We start from the raw sequence: 24,239 nt of genomic DNA, 5'->3' as shown, positions 1-24,239 counted from the left end.
GGGTGCCTCCCCTAACAAGTGTCATTTTTTCTTGATTATAACGATTAAGCGCATGAATGTAAACACTTGATCATGAACGCCTTACTTCTCATTTCTCATCTCTGATCTTTAATAACGCTTCATCCAATGCACCAACGACCTTGTCAGACCATACATCAAATTCCGGATCTTCGGTCTGTAACTCAGGATGCGCCAGAATGTGCTCAATCGTACGTCGAATGCCCTGATCGGCTCTTGTCGTTGCTACAAATTCCGGAACAAGCCGCTTCAGCTTGCTGTTATCAAAGACAACGGTATTGGCTTTGTCACCCAGCAATCCGCCGCGAAGATCCTGATCACTGCATGCGGCCAAGAACTCAGAGGGTACATGTACCGCATGAAGCTTAACTCCCAACACACCAGCTATAATCTCATGAATCTGATTCCAGGTGACGGATTCATCTGAGGTGATATGTACCGATTCACCAATGGCATGGATATTTCCCATCAGCCCGATAAACCCTTTGGCAAAATCAGTATTGTGCGTGATGGTCCACAGTGAGGTGCCATCTCCGTGGATGATAACGGGTTTGCCTTCACGGATACGCTTGAGAACCTGCCAGCTGCCTTGAGTACCATGAACACCGAGAGGTACCGATTTGTCGCCATACGTATGGCTCGGACGCACAATGGTCACCGGGAATCCATGCTCGCGGTATTGTTTCATCAGATAGTCTTCACAGGCAATCTTGTTGCGTGAATACTCCCAATATGGATTCGATAAGGGCGTCCCTTCCGTGATCCGGTAATCAGCCAAAGGTGTCTGATATGCAGATGCCGAACTTATAAAAATAAACTGCTTGGTTTTATCCTTGAACAAACGGTAATCTCGCTCCAATTGAGACGGTACAAAAGCGATAAAGTCTGCCACAACATCAAATTCCAGATCAGCTATCAGTTCCGCTACACGTGCCTCGTCATTAATATCAGCTTGAAGTACCTTAACTTCTGCTGGCAACTCATCGTTCCGATTGCCGCGATTAATTAAATACAGTTCACAGCCTTGCTGTGCAAGCATCTCCGTAATGGCCGTACTGATGGTGCCTGTCCCTCCAATAAATAGCGCTTTCATTTCGCCACCTCCTGATCGATTTTACCCACTTTCCCATGATATCACGCACCAAAAAAAGGAGCAAAGCTCGGTGACCCGAAACCTTGCTCCTTCTGCTTATACGACCTTAATCGTTGCATATATCATGTACATGCCGCAGTGAATCTCGTATTCGCCCTTCGGCAGATCTTTGTCGACCGTATAATAATTAGGCCCCTTTTGCATGTATAGATCCATGCCTAGCTTTTGTGATCCCACTGATTTCACATGTGTCACCGACCGGGTCAGAATAAAGTTGATTTTGGTCGGTACGCCAGCTTTCACCTCGATGACGTCTGGTCCAAAACCATCGTTGCTCACGTCCACATCAATGACTTCATATCCCTTCAAATCCTCCGGAGTCTCGGCTTGTGCTGTTACCGCACTTCCCGATCCGGGGGATACGTCTTTGCCCATAAAATAAACCAAAAATGATCCAAGCAGTACAACAACGGTCAGACCCAGCGTTAACCAAGGCCATGTTTTTCCAAACCAGCTTTTCATATAAACACTCCTCATTCGATGTCCCATCAATATTCAATCAACAGACGGATGTATTCTTTAAGCATATCTGATTCGCATGACAATGAAAATGACCCCTCTGGGCTATTGCGATTGAGCTATATAAGTGGAACTAAAGAATATTTACACTGGACACTCCGATGACAGAACAACCTTTCGATCGCTGTTATCCCCAGATTTTTTTGATTTCCTTTTTCAAAGGGTAAAATCCGGGAATAAAGGCGCACGCTTCGCTTCTTCAGGTTATTTCTGTCCTCTCCGTTTTGTGTAAATGTTAGTTCAATTTATATACAATATTTCAATCAAAAAAGCCTGATTTCTCAGGCTTATCTACGGGTATTCCCGTTCATGCTTCGCAATATTCCTTTTCGTATTAATCAGGAATATATCGGTGTATTCCGACTTCGTCTCATGCGTAATTTATACAACTCTGGCAGGGCTACACCAATGAGCACAATAATAACTCCGAACCATTGCAATCCGCTGACATGCTCATGGAGCACGATTGAGGATAACAGTACTGCAATTGGAAGCTCAACTGCACCCAGGATTCCGGCCATGTCACCACCAATATGCGGAACGCCGATAGCGAACAGTACTGGTGGAATGAATGCCCCGAAGAATCCAAGCAGCAATCCAAATACAAGCAACTGGCTCCAGATCAATCCGTTAAAGAGGAATGTCGGTGGGAACAAAATGCACAGCAGGATCAATCCGCCTGTAACCATCCACGCACTGCGGAAGGCTGGATGTGCTGAAGGAACCGCTTTGCCGCTGAACAAGACAAACAGGGAATAACTTACGGCTGCCATTAGTCCAAGAGCAATACCCAGACCGTTGAACTCACCCAATCCTTGTTCTAGGAAACCCGCTGCCAGCAAGGTTCCACCAAACAGAATGATCAACGTCAGGAACGTGACTTTGTCTGGACGTTGACGTTTGCTTATCGCCTGAATCAATACGCTAATCCAAGTGAACTGGAACAACAGGATAATGGCAAGTGAAGCCGGGATATAACGTAAAGACTGATAATACACGAGACCTGTAATTACCGTTGGTGTTCCAGCAGCCATCAATATCAGACGTTGTTTCCACGTCAACCGCTTGAATACCTGTACCACGGTTCCTGATGCTTTGCCATTTGCCTGTGACTTACGTTTTGTTCTAAATTTTGTGTATAGCGCCAGCATCCAGGATAGAAGAAAACCCGTGATCAGCTGTGCTCCCACAACCTCTCCAAGTTTATATCCTTCGCCGTACGCCAGAACCACAATCGTGGATAATATGCCATAGCTCATCGCTCCCGCGAGAACGGACAGATAATATTTCATTGTGAATAAACCTCCTGATGATAAGAAAAATACGCCCGCATGTTGGTTCATGCCAAGGTCACAGACACCATCTAAATGCAAAAAATCCTAACTACGAGCAAGGAATACATTGATTCCTTGGCATCGTAGTTAGGAAGTATAGGCTTCCCGTAGAGACCCTCGCCCTGTGTACACTTTCGGCCTGCGAGGTTATACGAAATGATATATGCAATTTGATGTAATTCGTGTGTGACGACTTTTCATATATTACATGGGAGGTGAGATGGTGTCAACCCTATTCAGTATAAAAAAACGTCATGTCCGATTGGAGCCTGAGGAGTCCCACTCCAATGTTTGCTGTAAACCTGCCTTCAATCCATCCAGATCCAGCCCATCCACAGCAAAAGCCTCACGGATCAAAGGCGGCGCGACAAATTCATCATACTTGCCCAGATAAGGCGCTTCATCTTCAGCCAGTAACGCAGATGCGTCTTCAGCCGTTCGACACTCACTCATGATCTCGGCTAACAATGTTCGTTCGTCGACCTTGCCGGACACTACAAAATAATATGGCTCCATGGGTACAACTGAACGCAAGGCAAGTTTCTTGGACAGATTATGCTTCATCAGGCGCTCCAATGTACGGAATGATTTACTTCCCACCCAAGGAAGAACATACATCGAATCTCCCCCTGCCGGAATCACGACCTGCTTCAACAGTCCGCTTTCACGAGCTAGGCGGCGCGCCCGTTCAAGTCGATTGACGGCTTGTGGTGACAGATAGGGATAGATGGTCGAGTCGGACAACACTTCACGCATTTTCTGTACTACCGACGTATGAATATCTCCTCCCGCTCCAAGCCATAACGTATCCACCTTACCTTTTGCAGACTTCACATACACAGCCTTGTGCTTGTGATCAACCTCTTCCACTTTCCACAGTTTGCCTGCGAGCGAGAAGCAATAGCCAGGTGGGGGCACGGTTGTAATTGAACCAATCTCTTCAGAGCCGTTCAGTACTTTATGTTCCTCATCGTCCTTAAACACGGCGTAGAAGCGATAATTATTCACAATTTTCTCACCTGTCAGACCGATGATCAATGTTCGATCCTCTGTCCATTGCAGATGATCCGTCTCAATGAGGTAATTCAGGAATACCTGATATTGATCAGGTCTAATCAACGCAAATGGAGCCAGCGAAAGGATGGCTTCTGCAAGATCTCTCGGCTCCGCCTCCCCCATACTTTTCAACATGCTCATCGTCTGATGATAGAGCACACCTATGGGCATTTTGCGGGCTTCAAGCGGCTCGACCCATTTCGTTTTTACATATAGTTCAATAACAGCAATCGCACGCATCAACGTCCACGGCATGCGCGCTGGCAATTGCGCTTCCTCATCCTCTTCCTCTGGACATACAAAAAGCATCTCTGATGCCATGTCCTCTCGTCTCCCTGAACGTCCCAGACGCTGTACAAAGCTGGACGCACTATACGGTGCACCGAGCTGAACCACACGTTCCAGTTCGCCCAGGTCGATGCCCAGTTCAAGAGTGACCGTTGCCGCAGCAACCGCGGGCCCCGATCCTTTGCGTAGGGCAGCTTCCGTCTCTTCCCTCAGCATGGCCGAGATACTTCCATGATGCACATGGAACACATCACGCTCTTGCCTGCGAGCCGCGACCCGCCGCATCTCAAGAATGGTGACTTCTGCATCGGTACGGCTGTTGGTGAAGATCAGCGCTTTTTTGCGATGTGTACTCTCATAGATGAAGTCATAGTATGCTTTACGTGCGTTATGAAGCTGCTCCGCCTGCTCCTCGTCCTGTGCATCCGGAAAAGAGAAATGTTCCACCCGCAGTCGCAGCTTGCGACCGCCCGGGGAAGAGACCACATCCACTCCCTGCTGCGTTCCCGCAGCAAGCCAAGATGTAGCCGTATCATAGTCACTAAGTGTAGCGGACAAGCCCACTCTTCGCGGTGCACAGCCAGCCATACGCTCGATTCTGGCAAGTTCGCTGAGTACTTGAATGCCCCGATCCGCTCCCATGAAAGCATGCACCTCATCGATGATGACATATCGCAAGTCATGAAACAGCGCCGGGATTGCATTCGGTCGATTCATGAGCAGACCTTCCAGCGATTCTGGCGTTATCTGGAGCACACCGGACGGATTTTTCATCAGTTTTGTTTTCTCCGCCTGAGGTACGTCCCCGTGCCAATGCCAAACCGGAATATTTCCTTCGGATAACAGATCCTTAAGACGTACGAATTGATCATTAATCAGGGCTTTCAGAGGTCCAATGTACAAAATACCAACCGACTTGGAAGGCCGTTCATACAGCTCGGTCAATGCAGGAAAAAAAGCCGCCTCCGTTTTGCCGGAGGCCGTTCCCGCCGCAATCAGCATATGATGCGGGGTATGGAAACAGATATTGCAGGCCTCAATCTGGGCAGGACGAAGCGATTCCCATCTTTTTTTATATATAAATTCCTGAACAAACGGAGCCAGCCGATAGAACGGATTATCACTCATAATTCAAACTCCGCCAGGAAATCGTCCAGATCATCTGTATTTGCGGAAGCATCTGCCCCTTTACCCGTTTCCTGAGGTTTGGCAACCCGCTCGCCAAGTAATTCAGTATAAGTCACTTCAGGATTCTGGTGTAACGTATGCAGTACATCCATAAAGTCGCGTACCACTTCACGCGTGGTCAGCAATTCATCCGCACCCAGTCGGTTCACCGCCGTTTGCATAAAATCAACCAATTGTTCATCCGTCAGACTTGCACTGTATCCAAAATGCAGAGCATGAATCTGCCGCAGCTTCTGGAGCAGAATCAGAATCTCTTCATGCGATAACATCGCCAGCTTCAGGATCGGACCTGTGTAATTCGCATACGCTTTGGCTGCATAACGACCATCAATAAGCCTGGAGCGAAGTGCTTCATAGCTGTATAATCCGCGCCGTTCATCCTCCACAAACTGTGGCGTACCGCCTACAAATATGCCCAGGTGCTCTGCCTTGCCCTGCATCGTATCATTGAACATGGTCAGCAATTTCTCATAGTTGCTTTGACGGGAGACACTGTTTGTAATTTTGTACAGATTCACCGCTTCATCAATGAACAACAGCAACCCTCTGTAACCAATGCGCGCTGTGAATTCAGACCATAGTTTGAAGTAGTCATACCAGTTGTCATCGTCAATGATAACGCCAACAGCCAGTTCTTTTTTCGCTTCCGTTTTGGTTGCAAATTCTCCTCGAAGCCAGCGAAGGGCCGCCTGTTTGCGATCATCATCAGCCAGCTTGTACCCGTTCCAGTACGACGCCAGTACTTTGGCAAAATCAAAGCCGTGAACCAGATTCTGCATCTCCCCCGTCACCGCATAGATCTGCTTCTCTACTTCCAGCGGCAAAGCGGGATCATCCGGGCGCAAGTTCTGACTCTGCATCGTGGACTGTTGCAACCCTGCGATCCATTTTTGCAAAATCGGCTCCAACGCTCCCCCATCCGGGCGTGTGCGTGTAGACAGACGAGTCATCAGTTCGCGGTATGTCGCAAGTCCCTGCCCTTTGGTTCCCACCAATCGACGCTCTGGTGAGAGATCGGCGTCTGCCACAACGAAATCCCGATCCATCGCATAATTACGAATCATTTGCAAAAGAAAGCTTTTACCGCTGCCGTAACGACCCGTAATGAGTTTAAACGCTGCGCCTCCCTCGGCGATATTGTCCATATCCCGCAGAATGGCCTCCACTTCCGGTTTCCGACCGACAGCAATCTGCTCCAGCCCAATTCGTGGGACAACACCAGCTGTCAACGAATTTACAAGTGCGGTGGTCAGCCGCTTTGGTATTTTAAGTTCTGTCACTGCGTATCACCTCTTCACATGTTCGAACACATCTATATAATCAGGAACAATCCGATCACCATCAATCAGAAGATCACCGATCGTTTCCATAGCCACATCATTAATTTCATCCAGCAGAAGCGTAGGCATCGTTCCATATTGCTCAGCCAGACGCATCAGCTCCATATCTGGACTTGCCCCAAGTAGAACATGAATCGTTTGCACCTGCTGAGTGGAGAGTTCATTGGCAAAGAGCAGCCATTCTTCATCCAGATCAGCCTCAGCAGACTCGTCCCACTGCAACTCAATCGATTCTATTTGCGCTCCTGTTGCAATCTCTACTGTGAATGGCTCCGACTCCGTGGAACCTTCAGTTGGAGTGATCTCGTCCCTTACTTCCAGTACATCGAATGGATTACTTGTAACAATTGCGTTGTTAACCTCTTCATCCTTCACTTCACAAGGGTGATCATCCTCAATTGTAAGCGCCAATCGCACGTACTCACTTTCCTGCTGTAACGAAGCCAATTTCTCTGTATCAATACGAATCATTGGTTGCTCCACAGTCTCAGCCTGCTCGATCGCATAAGCCTTGTCCAGGTAACGTTCAATCAGATTTGCAAGTTCGGGTTCAAGAGTCTGTCCTCGCAATCGGCCTCTGAATCCAAGCAGTTCACGAAGTTTATTTTCAGTACATCGATAGATCCGCGTAACCATCTGCACAAATTCAGCCTGTTCACCTATGGGCATATATCTGAACGATACCGATCTTCCATAGATCGAATCATCATAGACTGCTTTGCGAAACAGAATGCGCTCCATCGTGCGTTCATCGTTAGGATCACACTCAGGCAACAGTCCAACTTGTCGCGTACGTTCCAGGTACGAATCAACCAAGGCCATGACCCGCGGGATGTACTGCTCCATCACTTCTTTGCCGCCATCTCTATAGAATTTACTGAGTGTAATATCGTAATCATAATATCTTTGCAGCATATTCAGCGAGATATCCGATACCTTATCCTGTAAAATACGTTGCAGTTCCCTATCCAGCATCTCTGCTGGCAGGTATCCGCCTGAAAGGATCATAACCTCGGATAAGGACATCTCCAGCTGATGGACCAGCACATAATCGACCATCCACTCTTGCATATATATATTTAATTGGGGCAGCCGTTCACAGTAGTTCACCCATAGCTGCTTCAATTGATCATAACCATCCTGAGGATTCTGCCAGCCAATGCCGTTAATTAACTCGTAGATATGAACAAATAGATAGGACAGATCGGTATCCGGGTATCTCCCCTGACGTACTTCCTTCCTCCAAAACATATACCACTTGCGCTGGGCTTCATTCATCACGCCATACGTTGGCCAGTAACTCATAAAGGGAACCCACGGGGATACATCCCCCTCCATCTCTGCCCACTGCTTTCCTTCCTCTACAAAACGTTTCTCTGAGGACAATATGCCTCCACGATGCTGCATCGTATCATGTGCAGACTGCACAATGGTTGAACGATCAGGAACTGGCACTGCTGCTGTTTCAGGTTCTTCACTCAGATCTATCTCCATAAATTCCAATTGTCTTGAGTTGTCTTTCATAGAACGTTATCTCACCCTCCTCCAAGACAGAATACGAACAAGTGTATCCATAGGGATCATTATATCACTTGTCCTGTGTCTGCGGTGACGAAATTTAGACATTCCTGGACACAAAAAAGAAGGCATTTCTGCCCTCTTCTCATCATGATGTTATATAAGTTGAAATAATGATTTTCACATTGCACTACGATGACAGAATAACCTTCCAATCGCTGTTATCCCCAGATTTTACCGATTCCCTTTTCTAAAGGGAAAAATCCGGTTATAAATGCGAACGCTTCGCTTTTCCAGCTTTTTTCTGTCCTCTCCGTTAGGTGTAAATGTATTATTTCAACTTATATAGATACCTTTTAAATATGAAAAAAGTCCGCCCTACGTATTAATCCATTGATCCAGTAGTCGGAATGTCTCTGATGCACTGTGTACCATGTTGTCATGATCTTCTGGAGTGCTGATGGACTGCTGCAGCAAACCCGTAAACTCGCTCCATCTTGTTCTTGTCTCTGAGCCGTAAGCATTGAAATATTCCAAACCACGATCGGCCTTAATGGGTAGGAACTGCGACAAACGCTTGGTCATGATTTGGCCACCGTTCGTGGACCCCTCAATTACATACAGATATCCGAACAAACGCGCAGGTGTTGAAATATCCGGCAGTTCTTCACAGAGCGGAAGTTGAGTGATCTCTTCTTCACCGGCACCCAGATTTCGTAAATCTTTTTCCAACAGTCCAGCCTTGCCTCTAATCTCGATATCCAATCCCGTACTTCCCCAGAAAGGCTGTTGTACAGCCTGATCTTCCAGCGGTTTCAGGAATCCATAAAATTTCTCTAAATATGTTCTATATTCTTCTATAGTCACGGTTTGATTCATAATGGCTTTTGCATAAGGGTTCTGTTCTACTTGTCTGTGATAATGAGCTGTCTCGCTCTTCAGACGTTCCATAATAGTTGTTGCTGTCATCGTAGTTATCCCCTTTCACAATCTGTTCTATTGTTGCAAATGAACGCTTATCCTCAACTGATTCTCAGTATATTGAAATGGAAACTGCTTTCCTTGCACTCAGCTCCATTTAATACAAGCAAAGACTCTATGTAAGTATACTTATTCTTGTTTGAGAAAACTATATGAATCCAACGTCCATGTACAGCCAATACATTTCTCCGTTGTTATCTTAACCGACTGTAATCTGTATGTTTAAGTATTAACCGAAAACAATAAAAACGACCCTATAATCTGGTAGGCAGTAGATTTCAAATGTCAACATGGTACACTAACTTTATATCCTGTCATTGGAGGAATGCATTCTATGGATCTTACAGTTCAAGACGTTGTACTTCATCTCACAGATAACATTCAATTGCCGGAAAACACGGTAGATCAGCTCATTACGGGCTCACTTGATCGTAAGGTCACAGGGATTATCATTGCTTTTATGCCCACACATTATGTTATTGAACAAGCCATACAGCAAGGTGCTAACTTAATCATCGCGCATGAATCTCCGTTCTATAACCATCACAGTCATACGGATTGGCTTGCAAATGATTCGGTTTATATGGACAAAAGAAAGTTGATCGACGAAGCAGGCATTTCCATCTATCGATGTCATGATATCATCCACCACTTCCAACCGGATGGCATTACCGAAGGACTGATTCAGGCCTTGGGGTGGTCCTCTTATGTAGAGCAACGAATACCAGAAGCAGACATCCTTTCTTTTCCAGAAGGAAGCACCGCCCAAGCTATTGCTCACCATGTGAAAAGTTCCCTAGGCATCGATTATGTACGCGTTGCAGGCCATGCGGAAATAGTCTGTAGACGCGCAGCGGTACTGGTAGGTTTTCGTGGTAATGGACATGTGACGATTCCCTTGATTCAGAACGAGCAAGTGGACCTCATCATTGCTGGAGAAGGATTCGAATGGGAGACACCGGAATATATCCGTGATGCCGTGCAACAGGGCAAGTCCAAGGCACTAATCATGATGGGACATGCCGAGAGCGAGGCTCCGGGCATGAAACTATTGGCAGACAGGTTGGCAGAACGTTTTCCCGAGTTGTCTGTTCGTTTTGTAGGCGAGAAGCCTTTGTATACAGTCATCTAATGATATGAATTTGATGTGTACGGAGAGGATCTAGCTGATTGGTTCTAATCTCATTGCCTATCCTACCCCGGAGCTTTGGATACTTTCTATGCTCCGGGGTACGCTGGGCAGACTCTCGTTACATTTCTTGGATAGCTAGCTATGATGAAAAATGAGTACTGAGCACATATGCCACGCATCTCTTCATGCCCCATCTGGATTTTCCGAGTTCTTTTATTGTACTCTAAATGCTGTGACTTCAAAGCTCAGGACATTTGTCCTTGGCGTTCAGAGTTAATTTATCATTTAATAATAGAAGTCGAAGTGATTGAATAAGGAGCGTACATATGAGAGGAATTATTTTTGCATTACTGGGCGGCGCGTGTATCACACTCCAAGGGGTTGCCAATACTCGGATTAGCACCGACATGGGCACATGGCAGGCCGCTACGATCACACAACTGACAGGATTCATCTTAGCGGCGCTGATCCTAATGTTTGTTAGAGACACCAACCTTCAAGGACTCAAACAAGTAAAACCTATGTACCTGGCGGGAGGTGCTTTTGGCGCCGTCATTATTTTCAGCGAAGTGACAGCAATTCAGCAAATTGGGGTTACATTCACGATCTCGGCTCTGCTCATTGCTCAGCTGTTCCTGACTTTTCTGGTGGATAGTAACGGATGGTTCGGCGTGGTGAAACAAAAGATGAAACTGCCGCAATTTCTAGGCATTGCCTTAATGGTGACTGGTGTCATTATTATGAAACTATAGTTTTTGAAGAAGGATTGAAATATATCGTCGGGGGTGAATCACAGCGTGCAAGAGATCCATAACGAGCAACAATTAATGCAATATCTGAAGCAATATCAACTCGAAACTGTATTTCACGAGCCCCTGCGTGCACATATGACGTTATGCCACTTTGAGAAGTGTGAACTGATCTGTCGTGAAGGGGAAGTTTCCGAATATTTGTACGTACTGGTTGAGGGGAAAATCAAGATTTTCACCACATCCGCACAGGACAAAACGCTGGTGCTTTGTTTCAAAACACCGCTTGAAGTGGTCGGTGACATAGAGTATGTCCGTGAAAGCGATATTGTTAATACGGTTCAGGCCGTGTCACCTGTGGTGATGCTTCGCATTCATTATCAATGGCTCGCTGAGCTTGCCAGCGATTATGCACCTTTACTTAAATTTTTGCTCAAAATCATCTCACACAAATTCTACATTGACTCGAACTTTTCCAATTTCAACCTGATGTATCCCGTTGAGGTTCGTCTAGTCAGCTACCTGCTCTCCATCTCAACAGAAGAAGCGGGTAACGTCGTTCACGAAGAGTTGGACGCGTTCAATCTGACCGACATCGCGAATCTGATCGGCACCAGTTACCGACACCTGAACCGGGTCATCCAGAAGCTCTGTGCAGACGGATTAATCGAGCGACATCAGGGATTAATTATGATCAAGGACCGGGCGGGTCTACGTGAAATAACAGGTCACAACATTTATGAATAAGGAGTTCGACAACCATGTTAATCACAGGTATTTCGCTTGCACTACTGGCAGGTGCACTTGTCAGTCTGCAAACGATTTTTAATAGCAAAGTCAATGAACGCACCGGTTCATGGTCCACAACAACGATGGTGCTTTTCACGGGATTCATTGCTTCTTTCCTCATCTCTCTGCTGGTAGAGGGCAAAAATACATTCAGCTTCCAGCATATGCAACCCTGGTACTGGCTCAGTGGAGCCATCGGCGTTGGCGTGGTCTTCTGTCTCGTGCAAGGGATGAAGCTACTTGGTCCCACATATGCCATCTCAATCGTGCTAACATCCCAACTGAGTTTTGCGCTACTATTTGATTCCATGGGATGGCTCGGTCTGGAGCAAATTCCTTTTTCGTGGAATCAGCTGCTCGGTGTACTTGTCATTGTTGGTGGAATTGTGTTATTCAAGTTCGGTGGGGGTAAATCGGAAAAATCAGAGCAGTCCCCTGGAACGTTGCAGTCTGACTCATAAACGAACAAAAAAGAGTGTCTGTCCAATCCCGCAGATTGGTCAGACACTCTTTTTATGCAATCAAACCACGTAACGCCTCGTTTTCTTACACGAACTCTACGTTATGGTAGACCTGCTGAACATCTTCAAGATCCTCAAGCGCATCGATCAGTTTCTCGAACTGAGCTTGTGCATCCTCTGGAAGTTCAATATGGTTTTGCGCAAGCATCGTCAGCTCGGCTACTGTGAACTCGGTAATACCCGCAGCTTTGAATGCTTCTTGTACAGCGTGGAATTGATCCGGTTCTGCATATACAATCACAGCGTCGTCTTCGTCCACAATATCACGTACATCCACGTCTGCTTCAAGCAAAAGTTCAAGTACTTCTTCGGAATTCTTGCCTTCTATACCGATAACCGCTGTAGGATCAAACATGTAAGCAACAGAACCACTGACACCCATGTTGCCAGCGTTTTTGTTAAACGCAGAGCGCACTTCCGGCGCTGTACGATTCACATTGTTAGTGAGTGCATCAACGATGACCATCGCACCATTCGGTCCGAAGCCTTCATAACGCAGCTCTTCATAGTTCTCATCCCCGCTGCCTTTAGCTTTTTCCATCGCACGATCAATGATGGCTTTGGGTACATTATACGTTTTGGCACGTTCCAGCACGACTTTCAGTGCACGGTTCGCTTCCGGGTCCGGTTCGCCCTTCTTGGCAGCTACATAGATCTCAACGCCGAATTTAGCGTAGACCCGGCTCGTGTTTGCATCTTTTGAAGCTTTCTTTTCCTTGATATTATTCCACTTACGACCCATATCGTTTCCGCTCACTTTCAACATGTAATCTGCTTTCTACTATGCCATTATATCTTGTTGAGCGTACTTCAACAAGTTAATACACACGAAATAATGGGAATAACTGCGGTGATTATCCCTCTCCATTTGAAGATTAGCTTCAGTTTATCCTCTCATAAATCTCTCAGCAGCAACTAACGTTACCTCTATTCACTCCATATATAACAAACAAGAAGCACCCCATAAGGAATGCTTCCGTCCCTAAATCTGTCCTAACTTCGTTCATCTGACCCGGTCAATTAAGCGTGGAATTGTCGACCATCCAACACTTCAGGAACATAGCCTGCACGAATGACAAAGTCTCCGAAATGTTCACCTTCATTGCGCTCTTTGGCATACTGATTCACCATTGGAGTTAACGTGTCCAGAATCTCAGTTTCACCAATGTTTTCTTTGTACAGCTTATTCAAGCGATGTCCAGTGAAGCTGCCACCGAGATACATATTGTATTTCCCTGGTGCTTTACCGATAAATGAAATCTCTGCCAGCATAGGTCTTGCGCATCCGTTCGGGCAGCCGGTCATCCGAATGACAATTTCTTCGTCTCTCAGCCCGGCTTCGTCGAGTACAGGCTCCAGTTTGTCGATCAGGGACGGCAAGTAACGTTCGGACTCAGCCATCGCAAGGCCGCAAGTCGGAAGCGCAACACAAGCCATCGAACTTCTGCGTAGTGCAGAGTAATGTGCACCATCGGTCAGATTGTACTGCTGAATCAGCGCTTCAATCTTTTTCTTTTTCTGGCTGCTAATATTACCGATGATTAGATTTTGGTTCGCAGTGAGACGGAAATCACCCGTATGCACTTTGGCAATTTCACGTAAACCCGTCATGAGAGGATATCCATCAACATCCTTTACACGACCATTCTGAATGAACAGCGTGTAGTGCCATCTGCCATTATTACCTTTTACCCAACCATATCGATCTCCGTTAGTCTCAAAATGATACGGACGTGCCACATCCAGTTTCCATCCCAGACGGCTGGTCAGCTCTTCGACAAACCACTCCACACCACGATCATCCAGCGTATATTTGAAACGAGCATGTTTACGAACTGCACGATCTCCATAATCACGCTGAATCATAACTGTTTTCTCTGCAACATCAATCATTTGCTCCGGAGTACAGAAACCAATGACTTTAGACACCTGAGGATAGGTTTTGGCGTCACCATGAGACATTCCCATGCCGCCACCAACGGAAACGTTGAAGCCTTGCAGCTTGCCGTTCTCCACAATAGCAATAAAGCCAAGATCTTGTGAATAGACGTCCACATCATTGGATGGTGGTACAGCAATACCGATCTTGAACTTCCGTGGCAAATACACTTTGCCATAGATTGGTTCAACTTCTTCGTCGGAGTCCTGGGAATCAATCACTTTCTCTCCGTCCAGCCACAGCTCATGATAAGCCCGGGTGCGAGGGTCCAGATGATTGCTCACCTGACATGCCCACTCATACACTTCAGCATGCACATCAGATTGATTCGGATTCGGGTTACACATCACGTTACGGTTTACGTCACCACATGCAGCCAGTGTGCTTAGCAACGAATCGTTCACTTCGCGAATGGTGTTCTTAAGATCCCACTTCAGTACGCCGTGCAGTTGGAAAGACTGACGTGTGGTCAGACGAATCGTCTCATTCGCATATTTATGCGCTACCCTATCCATCATCAACCACTGCTCCGGGGTTACAATCCCACCGGAAGCACGTACACGCAACATGAATTGGTACGCAGGCTCCAGCTTGGATTTGTGACGCTCATTACGCAGGTCGCGATCGTCCTGCATATAACTGCCGTGGTGTTTCATCAGACGGTTGTCGTCCTCTGGAATAGCCCCCGTGATACGATCAGCCAACGTCTCGGTCAGACTTCCGCGCAAGTAATCACTTTTGATCTTTATATCTTCCACATCGCTATTCGTGCGCTGTGGGTTAAGTAAGTTATTATAAACCATGCTGCTTTCTCCTCTCGTCTCTGCGGGATGGTGCAATCCGGCTGGGCCGGTAATTAATAGACGTCCCGCTGATAACGTTTCTCCTGCTGTAACCGTGTCAGATATTCCGATGCCTGCTCAGGCGATAAACCGCCTTCTTGTTCAAGAATCGTGGTGAGCGCAGCATGCACATCATGTGCCATTTTTTTCTCGTCACCACAGATATATACGCTTGCACCTTCCTGAAGCCACTGGTACAGTTCTTTGCTGTGTTCCAGCATGCGATGTTGTACATACACTTTCTGTTCCGTATCACGTGAGAAGGCTACATCCATCTTCGTGAGCACACCATCTTTGAGCCAACGTTGCCATTCCGTCTGGTACAAGAAGTCAGTGGCGAAATGCTGATCTCCGTAAAACAGCCATGTCTTGCCCTCTGCTCCTGTTTCTTCACGCTCACCAAGGAAAGATCTGAACGGCGCCACACCTGTACCTGGGCCAACCATGATGATTGGTGTATCCGGGTTCTCAGGCAGCTTGAAATTCGGGTTATGCTGTATATATACAGGCAGGGTGTCGCCAGCTTCGATTCGTTCAGCCAGATGTACCGAGCATACACCGTAACGTTCTCTGCCACGCGCTTCATAACGTACCGAGCGAACAGTAAGATGAACTTCATCCGGGAAAGACTTCGAACTACTCGCTATGGAGTACAGACGTGCCGGAATTTTGCGAAGAGCAGCTACAAATTCTCCGGCAGGAATCCCTTTCAGATTATAATCCTGAACCAGATCCAGCAGATCACAGCTATTCATGACTGTACGGAATTCGGAATCATCTGCGAGTAACGCCGTCAGGCCACTCCCAGGATTCAGTTTCGCAAGTTGCTCCACGACCGGTTTCGTCACAGCTGTAATTTCAAAATAACGCAGCAACGCTTCATGCACAGATGCCTGATCCCCGTTTTTATTCACGGTCACGCGTTCATCGGCATTCCATCCCATGGCTGCAATCAATTCATCCACAAGGCGCGGATGATTCTCAGGGAATACCCCGAGGCTGTCTCCCGGCTCATAATCCAGGTTGGAACCTTCCAAAGACAACTCAATATGGCGTGTTTCACGGTCCGATCCTCTGCCATTCAGATTGAGATTCTCCAACACTTCAGCTTTGAATGGGTTCGTGCGATCATATTCGGACTCCCCGCCGCTCACCGCAGCTGTAACAGCCTCAGTGGTTACCGTACTCGCACCAGCAGATGTACTGCTTAAGGATGCCAGTACTTCATTCATCCACTCCGCAGCTGCTTCATCAAAATCAACATCACAATCCACACGCGGTACAAGAGCTGTACCACCCAACTCCTGCAACCGATTATCGAAGTCCTTACCTGTCTGACAAAAGAACTCATAGGAGGTATCTCCCAGAGCCAACACCGAGTAACGAAGTCCTTCAAGCTTCGGAGCCCGTTTGCTGTTCAGGAATTCATGCAGCGGAATCGCATTATCCGGTGGTTCGCCTTCGCCATGCGTACTGACGATGATGAGGAGATTTTCAATTTTCTTAAGTCCGTTCGGTTTGAAATCTCCCATCGATGACAACGTGACCTGAAGACCTTGCTCTTCAAGTTTCTTGGCCAGCTTCTTCGATAGGCCACTGGAATTCCCGGTTTGTGAACCAAAAAGCACGGTAACTTCCCGGGATACTGGCGGAGCACTGACAGGTGCAATACCTGTAGTTGGTGCAGCCTGTACCAGGTTAGCTGGAGCTGTTATTGTCGCGCTTGTCTGAATTGCTGCAATATATCCGCTCAACCAAGTACGTTGTCCATCGGTCAATGTAGGAATAAGACGATTAAGCAGTTCAACTTGTTCTTGATTAAAAGGGCTGTTTGTCACTTGAAGTTCCACTGTTTGCCACCTCGCGCATTGCTTCGATTTTAATTCCGACTAAAATCATCACATTAATTTAATTTCTTCTCTCTAAAACCTAACACACCGGGTGTTGAGGGTCAATTTCAATGATTTTATAGCATTTATCAGTTTCGCTGATAAAGGACAAAAAACAACAAAAACCCTCCTTTTCAAATCAAGGACGGTTTTGGTTTATTTTTAAATTTGGCGGCCAGCTTAAGTTGAAGTTGAAAGTGGAATATAGTCACTAAAATGATTTCCCAGCACTCTGCTTTTATCTCCGTATACTCTGTCCAAATGATTTTCTCCCCACAGACATATGCGGTCAATGATGTCCTGTAGTGTCAAGCCGTACTCTGTCAGCTCATACTCTACCTTGGGCGGAATCTGGGGATGAATGATCCGATGGATGATTTCATTCTTTTCCAGTTCACGCAGCTGCTGGGTTAAGACCTTCTGGGTAATGCCAGGAATGGCTCTGCGAAGTTCGCTTGTTCGTTTTTTACCTGATATCAGCTGATGCAGAATAAGAATCCTCCATTTTCCACCGACCAGTTCCAGCATCGCCTGCACGCCACTCTCATATTTTTTCATTTCTTGTTCCACTTGTACTCCCCCATAATTCACATATATGTATATCCATTATTAAAAGTAACCGAAGAACCCCAAAGTATCTACAGCACTCTCAGGTGCGTACTTCTCAAGAAGATGTCATGAAACTTATAATAACATTGGTCAGAATGTTTAACCAAAATAAAAAGAAAAAAGGATGGTTACTCCTACATGAAAGTTAAACTGGTCGTTACTCACCCAAGACAGGATTCCCTAACATTTGCCGTGATGAATCGTTTTATAGAAGGTATGCAGGAGAATTCCCATGAAATCGATATCCTCGATCTATATCATGACGGATTCGATCCCCTATATCGTGTAGAAGATGAGCGAGACTGGCAAAATCCCGACAAACAGCATGCCCCTGTGATTCGCAAAGAGCTGGATCGTGTGCTTGCGGCTGATGCCATTGTATTTGTTTTCCCGATCTGGTGGTACAACGTTCCCTCCATGCTCAAAGCTTATCTGGACAAGGTATGGAACATGGGGCTGCTGAACAAGGCAAACTCCAAAAAGGCACTCTGGATTGCACTAGCTGGAGGAACGGAGGCTTCATTCCATAAATACGACTATTACAACATGATTTCGAATTATTTGAATAATGGGATCGCGGGTTATGCAAGAATGCAGGAATCCCGAGTCGAATTCCTCTATGAAACCATCTCAGAATCCAAAGAACATATCGAAGGTTTGTTGGAGCAAGCGTATCAAATCGGCAAACATTACAATTAACAATTTGCAGACATTACAATTAATAAATCGCATTCATTACAGATAACAACTGCAAAACAACATTCAATTACTCTTTCTTTGAGTAACTGACTTTTAGCCCATGACGGGCGTGCAATCAAGAAGGCTTACTCCAACCTGGGTTCCAGGTCAAAGTAAGCCTTCTTTTTCACACGTTACGATTCTGGTGTATCATCATTTCTGCCATACCAGTTTGCTCATCATCGCATATAACAACGTAGCCGATTCGGCTCGGGTTGCTTCGGCAAGTGGTTTCACCTGACCGTTGTACCCGTTGGCGATGCCCAGATCCACAAGTAATGCCACACTATCCCGGGCATAAGAGCGAATCTCGGAAGCATCACGGAAACGAGTAAGCTTATCTGTTCCAGCCTTCTCGGAGTCAACCAGTCCAGCCGCTGCAAGTGCCCGAACTGTCAATGTCATCATCTCCTGACGAGTGATCGTCGACTCTGGCAAGAAGCGCCCGTCACCGGTACCACTGGTGATACCTAGCGAACGAGCAGCTGTAACTGCTTGGTAATACGGAGCCATTTCGTTTACATCAGAGAACGCATTCACGGAAGTAACATTCAAACCCAGTGCAGTCATCAACCATTGCATGTATTGGCCGCGGGTCATCTCCTGTTTTGGATGTAACTGCGTGGAATCACCGCTTGCCTCAGCATCAATTACACCTCGGACAGCCAAAGCCTCCATTGCTTTCTTGGCCCACTGCACTTCTGCAAGATCTGCGAATGTCTGCTCCACAGGCACAACAGCATAATTTCCTGTGAGTGATGTTACGGAAAATACAAGCTGCCCGCTTTTTTGATCGTAGTAACTTTGCGGCAACGGGGTTGCCACACCGTTCGCACCAATGGCAAATGCTACAATCCGATCCTGCTGAGCATTTTGTGATGATTGGAAAGGCAGACGAAGTATTAACTGGCTTTCCGATGGCCATGGTTGACCATCCAGTTGAAGCTCAAGCTGGACTCCATATGGCGTGCCAAGCTGATCTGCGACTGTTTTTGGCAGCTCCGTTCTGACCAATCGGATTGATGCAATCCCATCAACAACTATATCCTTTGTTAACAGTGTCGCAGGAAGCTCCAACGTTCCCAGCTCTGTAACAATGTTGAACACATGTGACTCTCCCTGATCTATCAACGCAGAGGTAGGCAGAGATACTTCATATGCCGTTGCTCCCGAAACCGGCTTCAGCCGAAGTTCGACCAAGCGCTGACCCGCATCCGTTGAGGGAGAAACTTGAAAAGCCTTTTTAATCGTTGAAGCATCCACGTTGGACTGCACTACACCCTTCTGATCGGACTGTCCCTGCAACTCCAGAACAGAACGGTCCTTCTCCGGTTTAGGTTGTGGTACCGCATTCTCTGCACTTGGGTTACCATTTCCTGAATTTCCACCGGAATTGCCGCCTGGATTGCCGCCCGAACCAGGGTCCGTGCCTCCAGGGGAAGGAACAGATACCGGCACCTTCACTGTCAACGGTACAGTCAAGGCTTTACTGTCGTCAGAAGTTCGAGTAATTTCCAACTCCAGGGTTACTGTTGTTTCCTTAAATGGTGGGACAATCGTTCCATCAGTTTGAATGACCGACGGTACCGAACTGGAAGCGATCTTCACCGTGAAACCTTGTGGCACGGATGGGAACTTCAGTTTTTTTGCACCTGCGGAAGGCTGTTCCAAAGCTGTAATGCTTGTAGCTACATCAGCAGCGCTCTGCTGAGCCGTGTGAACCTGATAAGCAGAAGATACACCTCTTAAGGATTGCCCCGTGGCATCCAAAGCTTCCACTTTGTAATAATATTCCGTGCCGGGGTTCAGTTCACTGTCCGTGTACTCCCGCCCATTGCCACTGTAGACCACCTTGTACTCACCTTGCTCACGATCTGAGCGGTATAGCTTGTAGCTTGCTGCACCAAGATGAGCATCCCAGTGAAGCGTTGCGCTCGTTGAATCCAACGTATCAGCATTAAGGCCAGCACTATCATTTGCAGGTGGCGCGGCGTCAGGATTAACGATCATAATCCAACTAATCATCGGGTCCTGCGATGCCGTATTGCGCACGGTCAACTCCAGCTTGTTGTCCGACACGCTGATGCCTTTATGGGCTCTAACACTGGCAGGAGTAAAAGTAACTGCTCCGGTATTGGTGCCATTGATGATTAAATTCGCTCTGCGCGATGTATTGGTCCACGGATCGTTGAATCCGGCGTACACATCGTATGTCCCGTTTGGCACATCAAATCTATAGGTTAAGTCCGTGCCTTTAGGGGAATTGCTGACATTGCCACCGTTCAGATAACGTACGGTCGAGAATATATCCCCGCCATTCGAACCGGATGCCAGTGCATCTGCACTGACATAACCCCAATTACGTCCCTCAGCCGGAGCGTACATCTGGTCCGCCGTTCCCGGGTTCGCAAGCGTTCCTTTCATATAAGCACCCATGAGACTATAATCAGCCGTTTCGTAACCTCCGCTATTCACGAAATATAGTGTATTCTCCGGAATGACGTTTACGCGAACTGCCTGCTTTTTGTTGTTATATTCCGGTGTCGTTACCTGTAATGTGAGCGGTCCTGGCTTAGCAAAATCTTCTGCCGTCATCTCCCGGTTATCAATCGTCCATACTGCTGGCGTTGATACCAGTGCTCCACCCTCGCGCACATTCAATGTTGTTGGCAGGGATGGTACTTTGCCTAGCGCCACGGCTTCTGGCAACGGATCAGCAATATCTACCTTGCCCATCGAATTCAGCAGATCAGGTGTCCAGCTGTTATACCACTTGATCGCGATGTCGGAGCCTATTCCAAACTCAATTGGCAAGAACACGTATTTTGCAGCATCATTCGAGAAATTGCCACCATTCCACATATCCCCCACGTAAATGAATTTGCCTTTTTCCGGATCGACCGGAATGACGGAAGTGGTCTGTGTGCCAAATGCCTTGCCTGGATCAGGATCGGTTGGCAACGTACGCACGAACGGATTGGTCTGCGTTGACCACGGGCCAAAAATGTTATCCGCCACCGTCACTTTGTTTTCGTTAGGGGCCCAACCGGAAGCTCCGGAAGTCAAAATATAATATTTCCCCTGATACTTGAACATCGCCGGTGCTTCACGTTGCCCTCCCGGGAACACTCGCACGTAATCTACGCCGTATTCCGCCTGATAGGTGGAATCTCGTACCGGATTGCCTTTGTCATCCGTTCGTCCTTCCTTATGCCACCCTGTTACGTCACTGTAGTCTTCATTCAGTTTGGAGATATACAGCGTCAGGTTTTCCTCACTGGAATAGATCAGATACCCAGTGCCGTCATCGTCCTTGAACAACGTCATATCACGTGCCATACCCCGGTCGCTTGGGAAGAAATCTTTCTCCCCTTCGGGAGCTCTGTCCATCCGGTAACTCTTCTGATACACAAAAGGCCCTGTTGGAGAGTCGCTGATCGCATAACCAGCCCGTGCCTTACCATAATTCGCATTATCGTTATAGGGATCTTTGTCGCCGTCCATGTGGGCCCACATCACGTATTTCTTTGTTTTGTCGTTGTAGATGACCTTTGGTCGTTCAATAATCCGTCCTTTGCGGATATCTCCCCAGATATCCACACGGTCTTCACGCCCCGCATACAATTTGGAGATCAACGGGTCATGGTCAAAATCATCCATGGATTGAAGTGTCGTTAGAGCCATGCCTCGGTCCGTCCAGTTCATTAGATCCTTGGATGAATACACACGCACACCAACAGCTGGCCATCCGCCCGTGTGGTATTCACCATACCAGTAATACATCTCCGTCTGTTCATCATAGAAAAAACCTGCCCCATGCGCATCAATCGGCTTACCGTCCAGATCCGGCCACAATTGCCCCGGTGTAATGCTTGTACGAATCGTCGTAACACCCAACGGTGCGGATGCTGGAGAAGTTACGCCGTCCACGGTCGCCTGGATGATGTAAAAATATCCTGTGCCCATCGTCAGACCGCTATCGTTATACGTGCTTTCATTGCCGCTGTAGACCTGCTGATACGTACCCGTAGCACTGGTTGCACGGGACACGGTATACGTTACATCAGATCCAGGCAGGACATTCCACCCCAGAGAGATTGATGTGTCCGTCACAGCTGTCGCAGCGAACTCTGCTGGAGAGTCAATGGAGTATGTCGTGGCTTCTGCAACAGTGAATGCTGACTCTCCAGCTGCGTTAAAGGCTGTTACGCGATAGTTGTAGCTGTTGCCAGGCTCAAGCTCCAGATCTGTAAAAGTAAGCCCTTTCCCTTCGTATATCTGCTCATACTGGTCACTGCCAGCTTTGGCCCGAACCACGCGATAACCAGTTGACTTGTCCACGGCGGACCAAGATAGCTTCACGCTTGTGGCATTGAGTGCTTCAGCCTTTAATTCGCCAGGAGCCTGTGGTGCCGCCGCAGTTGTCCGAACTTCCAGCGGAGCAGTCCATAATGATTCGGTTAGGCCTCCGTATTCATAAGCGAGCTTGTAATAATACACCGTATCTCCGCTTAATCCTTCATCCGTGTGTCCCAAAGTCCCGGTATTGGTTACCAGGGAATAACCGCCTTCAGGCGAAGAGGAACGATACAAGCGATAGGCTGATGCACCTGCGATTTCAGACCATTGCAGTGAAACCGAAGACGCCGTCTGCTCAGCAATGGAGAGCTGAATATCGTTCCCAGGCGGCTGCTCGGCAATGATTACGTCATCTGCATGTACCGACTGCCACTTATTCCGAATGCCCACGGTCCCTGACCCGTATGTAGTATCGACCAGATCAAATACCAACTGATCGGAGCCGTTTTCCGCGATATACCCGCGAATGGTGCTATCTGATAACACCACTTTGAGTGTGTACCATGTATCTTTGGCAAACGCATAGTCCACCGTTTTCAGAGGTGTATCTGTCCCGTTCACCCTTTTCGAGAAAACGAGTTTATTGTTGGGTACCTGCATTTGAAAATAGTAAAAATTGCTCTTATCTTGGAACCGCGGCAAAATGCCCGGATATCCTTTACCTTCTCCTGTATAAAAGCGCATGGACACGGTCATGTCCGAGATGGATTCTCCAGTAGAGATGATGCCTTCATTGGTATCGCTCTGGAAAAGCGTGGAATTGGACGCATCTGTCGGGTCAGCGAACACTTCCCAGTTGCCTGAGCTTACGTTCCACACGGGTGATTCCGTGTAATTCCCATCCGAAAAATCGTCCTGCAACAACGTGGCGGGTATACTGTTCAGATCGGCATACGCCTTACTCGGCAGCATCAACGGTCCGGAAGACAGCGCAAGTGTTGCAGATAACATAAATATCATGGGTTTCCTGAGTTTATCCAATGTTCATTCTCTCCTTTGGCATGAAAGATGAAAGCATGGTTCATGTATACGCGGTGTTGTTGTTCAGCCTATCCTCAGCAACCAGTTGTCAGTAACGAGCGTTTGTCCACCTCCTCATTTTAATGAAACCGGTTTCATTGGAGTGCAAAAAAAAGACCCGTCTTCCCTTCTAAGTGCAATGATACCCATACGGAATACCATGTCTTACTTGCCCCTATGCAGTGAAACAGGTTTTTAATATATAAATGTAATCGCTTTCCTGAATTATATTATTGCCTTATTCAAGCTGTCAACTG

At 47.2% G+C, this 24,239-nt stretch carries 17 protein-coding genes and 1 riboswitch; of the genes, 5 read left to right on the top strand and 12 right to left on the bottom strand.

The genetic code is table 11. The features are described 5' to 3' along the window. Window positions 1-88: 88 nt before the first annotated feature. From MKY66_RS13380 to MKY66_RS13350, 7 genes are all read right to left on the bottom strand, one after another. Window positions 89-1,111 carry an SDR family oxidoreductase gene (locus tag MKY66_RS13380; protein WP_076214819.1) on the bottom strand — a complete coding sequence of 341 codons (1,023 nt, stop codon included), beginning with the start codon at window positions 1,109-1,111 and terminating at the stop codon, window positions 89-91. Window positions 1,112-1,207: 96 nt separating this feature from the next. Further along, window positions 1,208-1,633 carry a cupredoxin domain-containing protein gene (locus tag MKY66_RS13375; RefSeq protein WP_017688751.1) on the bottom strand — a complete coding sequence of 142 codons (426 nt, stop codon included), beginning with the start codon at window positions 1,631-1,633 and terminating at the stop codon, window positions 1,208-1,210. Window positions 1,634-2,028: 395 nt separating this feature from the next. Further along, window positions 2,029-2,982 (bottom strand): DMT family transporter, encoded by a 954-nt coding sequence (locus tag MKY66_RS13370; RefSeq protein ID WP_076214816.1) that lies wholly within the window; start codon window positions 2,980-2,982, stop codon window positions 2,029-2,031. 106 nt (window positions 2,983-3,088) lie between these two features. Further along, window positions 3,089-3,199, bottom strand: a riboswitch (purine riboswitch). Between the two features lie 77 nt (window positions 3,200-3,276). Continuing rightward, entirely contained in the window at window positions 3,277-5,496 is a 2,220-nt protein-coding gene (locus MKY66_RS13365; RefSeq protein ID WP_076214813.1) for a DEAD/DEAH box helicase, read from the bottom strand. Then, complete coding sequence (locus tag MKY66_RS13360) at window positions 5,493-6,836, bottom strand: ATP-binding protein (protein ID WP_076214811.1); 1,344 nt, start codon at window positions 6,834-6,836, stop codon at window positions 5,493-5,495. Before MKY66_RS13360 ends, MKY66_RS13365 begins: the two co-directional genes overlap by 4 nt. A 6-nt stretch (window positions 6,837-6,842) precedes the next feature. Further along, window positions 6,843-8,420, bottom strand: a complete 1,578-nt coding sequence (locus MKY66_RS13355) for a TerB N-terminal domain-containing protein (protein ID WP_076214808.1) — start codon at window positions 8,418-8,420, stop codon at window positions 6,843-6,845. A 372-nt stretch (window positions 8,421-8,792) separates the two neighbouring features. Then, window positions 8,793-9,383, bottom strand: a complete 591-nt coding sequence (locus tag MKY66_RS13350; RefSeq protein ID WP_076214805.1) for a biliverdin-producing heme oxygenase — start codon at window positions 9,381-9,383, stop codon at window positions 8,793-8,795. A gap of 346 nt (window positions 9,384-9,729) precedes the next feature. Between MKY66_RS13350 and MKY66_RS13345 the strand changes: the two genes are divergently transcribed. The 4 genes from MKY66_RS13345 (at window position 9,730) to MKY66_RS13330 (ending at window position 12,526) form a co-directional block, all read left to right on the top strand. Continuing rightward, window positions 9,730-10,527: a Nif3-like dinuclear metal center hexameric protein gene (locus tag MKY66_RS13345; RefSeq protein WP_076214804.1), complete on the top strand. Its 798-nt coding sequence runs from the start codon at window positions 9,730-9,732 to the stop codon at window positions 10,525-10,527. 326 nt (window positions 10,528-10,853) lie between these two features. Then, on the top strand, window positions 10,854-11,279 hold the full coding sequence (locus tag MKY66_RS13340) for a DMT family transporter (protein ID WP_036608521.1): 426 nt from the start codon (window positions 10,854-10,856) through the stop codon (window positions 11,277-11,279). Window positions 11,280-11,324: 45 nt separating this feature from the next. Beyond that, complete coding sequence (locus MKY66_RS13335; protein WP_076214801.1) at window positions 11,325-12,023, top strand: cyclic nucleotide-binding domain-containing protein; 699 nt, start codon at window positions 11,325-11,327, stop codon at window positions 12,021-12,023. A 14-nt stretch (window positions 12,024-12,037) separates the two neighbouring features. After that, window positions 12,038-12,526, top strand: a complete 489-nt coding sequence (locus MKY66_RS13330) for a DMT family transporter (protein ID WP_062834134.1) — start codon at window positions 12,038-12,040, stop codon at window positions 12,524-12,526. Between the two features lie 85 nt (window positions 12,527-12,611). On the opposite strand, the gene MKY66_RS13325 is transcribed toward MKY66_RS13330, so the two are convergent. The 4 genes from MKY66_RS13325 to MKY66_RS13310 form a co-directional block, all read right to left on the bottom strand. Then, the gene (locus MKY66_RS13325) at window positions 12,612-13,328 is read right to left on the bottom strand and encodes a YebC/PmpR family DNA-binding transcriptional regulator (protein ID WP_036608916.1); all 717 of its coding nucleotides are present in this window, start codon (window positions 13,326-13,328) and stop codon (window positions 12,612-12,614) included. A 278-nt stretch (window positions 13,329-13,606) separates the two neighbouring features. Next, window positions 13,607-15,328, bottom strand: coding sequence for an assimilatory sulfite reductase (NADPH) hemoprotein subunit (cysI, locus tag MKY66_RS13320; protein ID WP_076214799.1), 1,722 nt, complete (start codon window positions 15,326-15,328; stop codon window positions 13,607-13,609). Window positions 15,329-15,381: 53 nt separating this feature from the next. Further along, window positions 15,382-17,217, bottom strand: a complete 1,836-nt coding sequence (locus MKY66_RS13315) for an assimilatory sulfite reductase (NADPH) flavoprotein subunit (RefSeq protein WP_076214796.1) — start codon at window positions 17,215-17,217, stop codon at window positions 15,382-15,384. A 219-nt stretch (window positions 17,218-17,436) separates the two neighbouring features. Then, window positions 17,437-17,826, bottom strand: coding sequence for a winged helix-turn-helix transcriptional regulator (locus MKY66_RS13310; RefSeq protein ID WP_305956075.1), 390 nt, complete (start codon window positions 17,824-17,826; stop codon window positions 17,437-17,439). A gap of 177 nt (window positions 17,827-18,003) precedes the next feature. On the opposite strand from MKY66_RS13310, the gene MKY66_RS13305 reads away from it, so the two are divergent. Next, window positions 18,004-18,564: an NAD(P)H oxidoreductase gene (locus tag MKY66_RS13305; RefSeq protein WP_036608534.1), complete on the top strand. Its 561-nt coding sequence runs from the start codon at window positions 18,004-18,006 to the stop codon at window positions 18,562-18,564. A 192-nt stretch (window positions 18,565-18,756) separates the two neighbouring features. Here the strand turns inward: MKY66_RS13305 and MKY66_RS13300 are convergent, their stop codons facing one another. Continuing rightward, window positions 18,757-23,922: an S-layer homology domain-containing protein gene (locus tag MKY66_RS13300; RefSeq protein WP_339807161.1), complete on the bottom strand. Its 5,166-nt coding sequence runs from the start codon at window positions 23,920-23,922 to the stop codon at window positions 18,757-18,759. Window positions 23,923-24,239 lie beyond the last annotated feature (317 nt).

The sequence above is a fragment of the Paenibacillus sp. FSL R5-0766 genome (assembly GCF_037971845.1).
Lineage (GTDB): Bacteria > Bacillota > Bacilli > Paenibacillales > Paenibacillaceae > Paenibacillus.
Note: the sequence above shows the minus strand (reverse complement) of the source record. Positions and strands in the feature narration are given on the sequence as shown.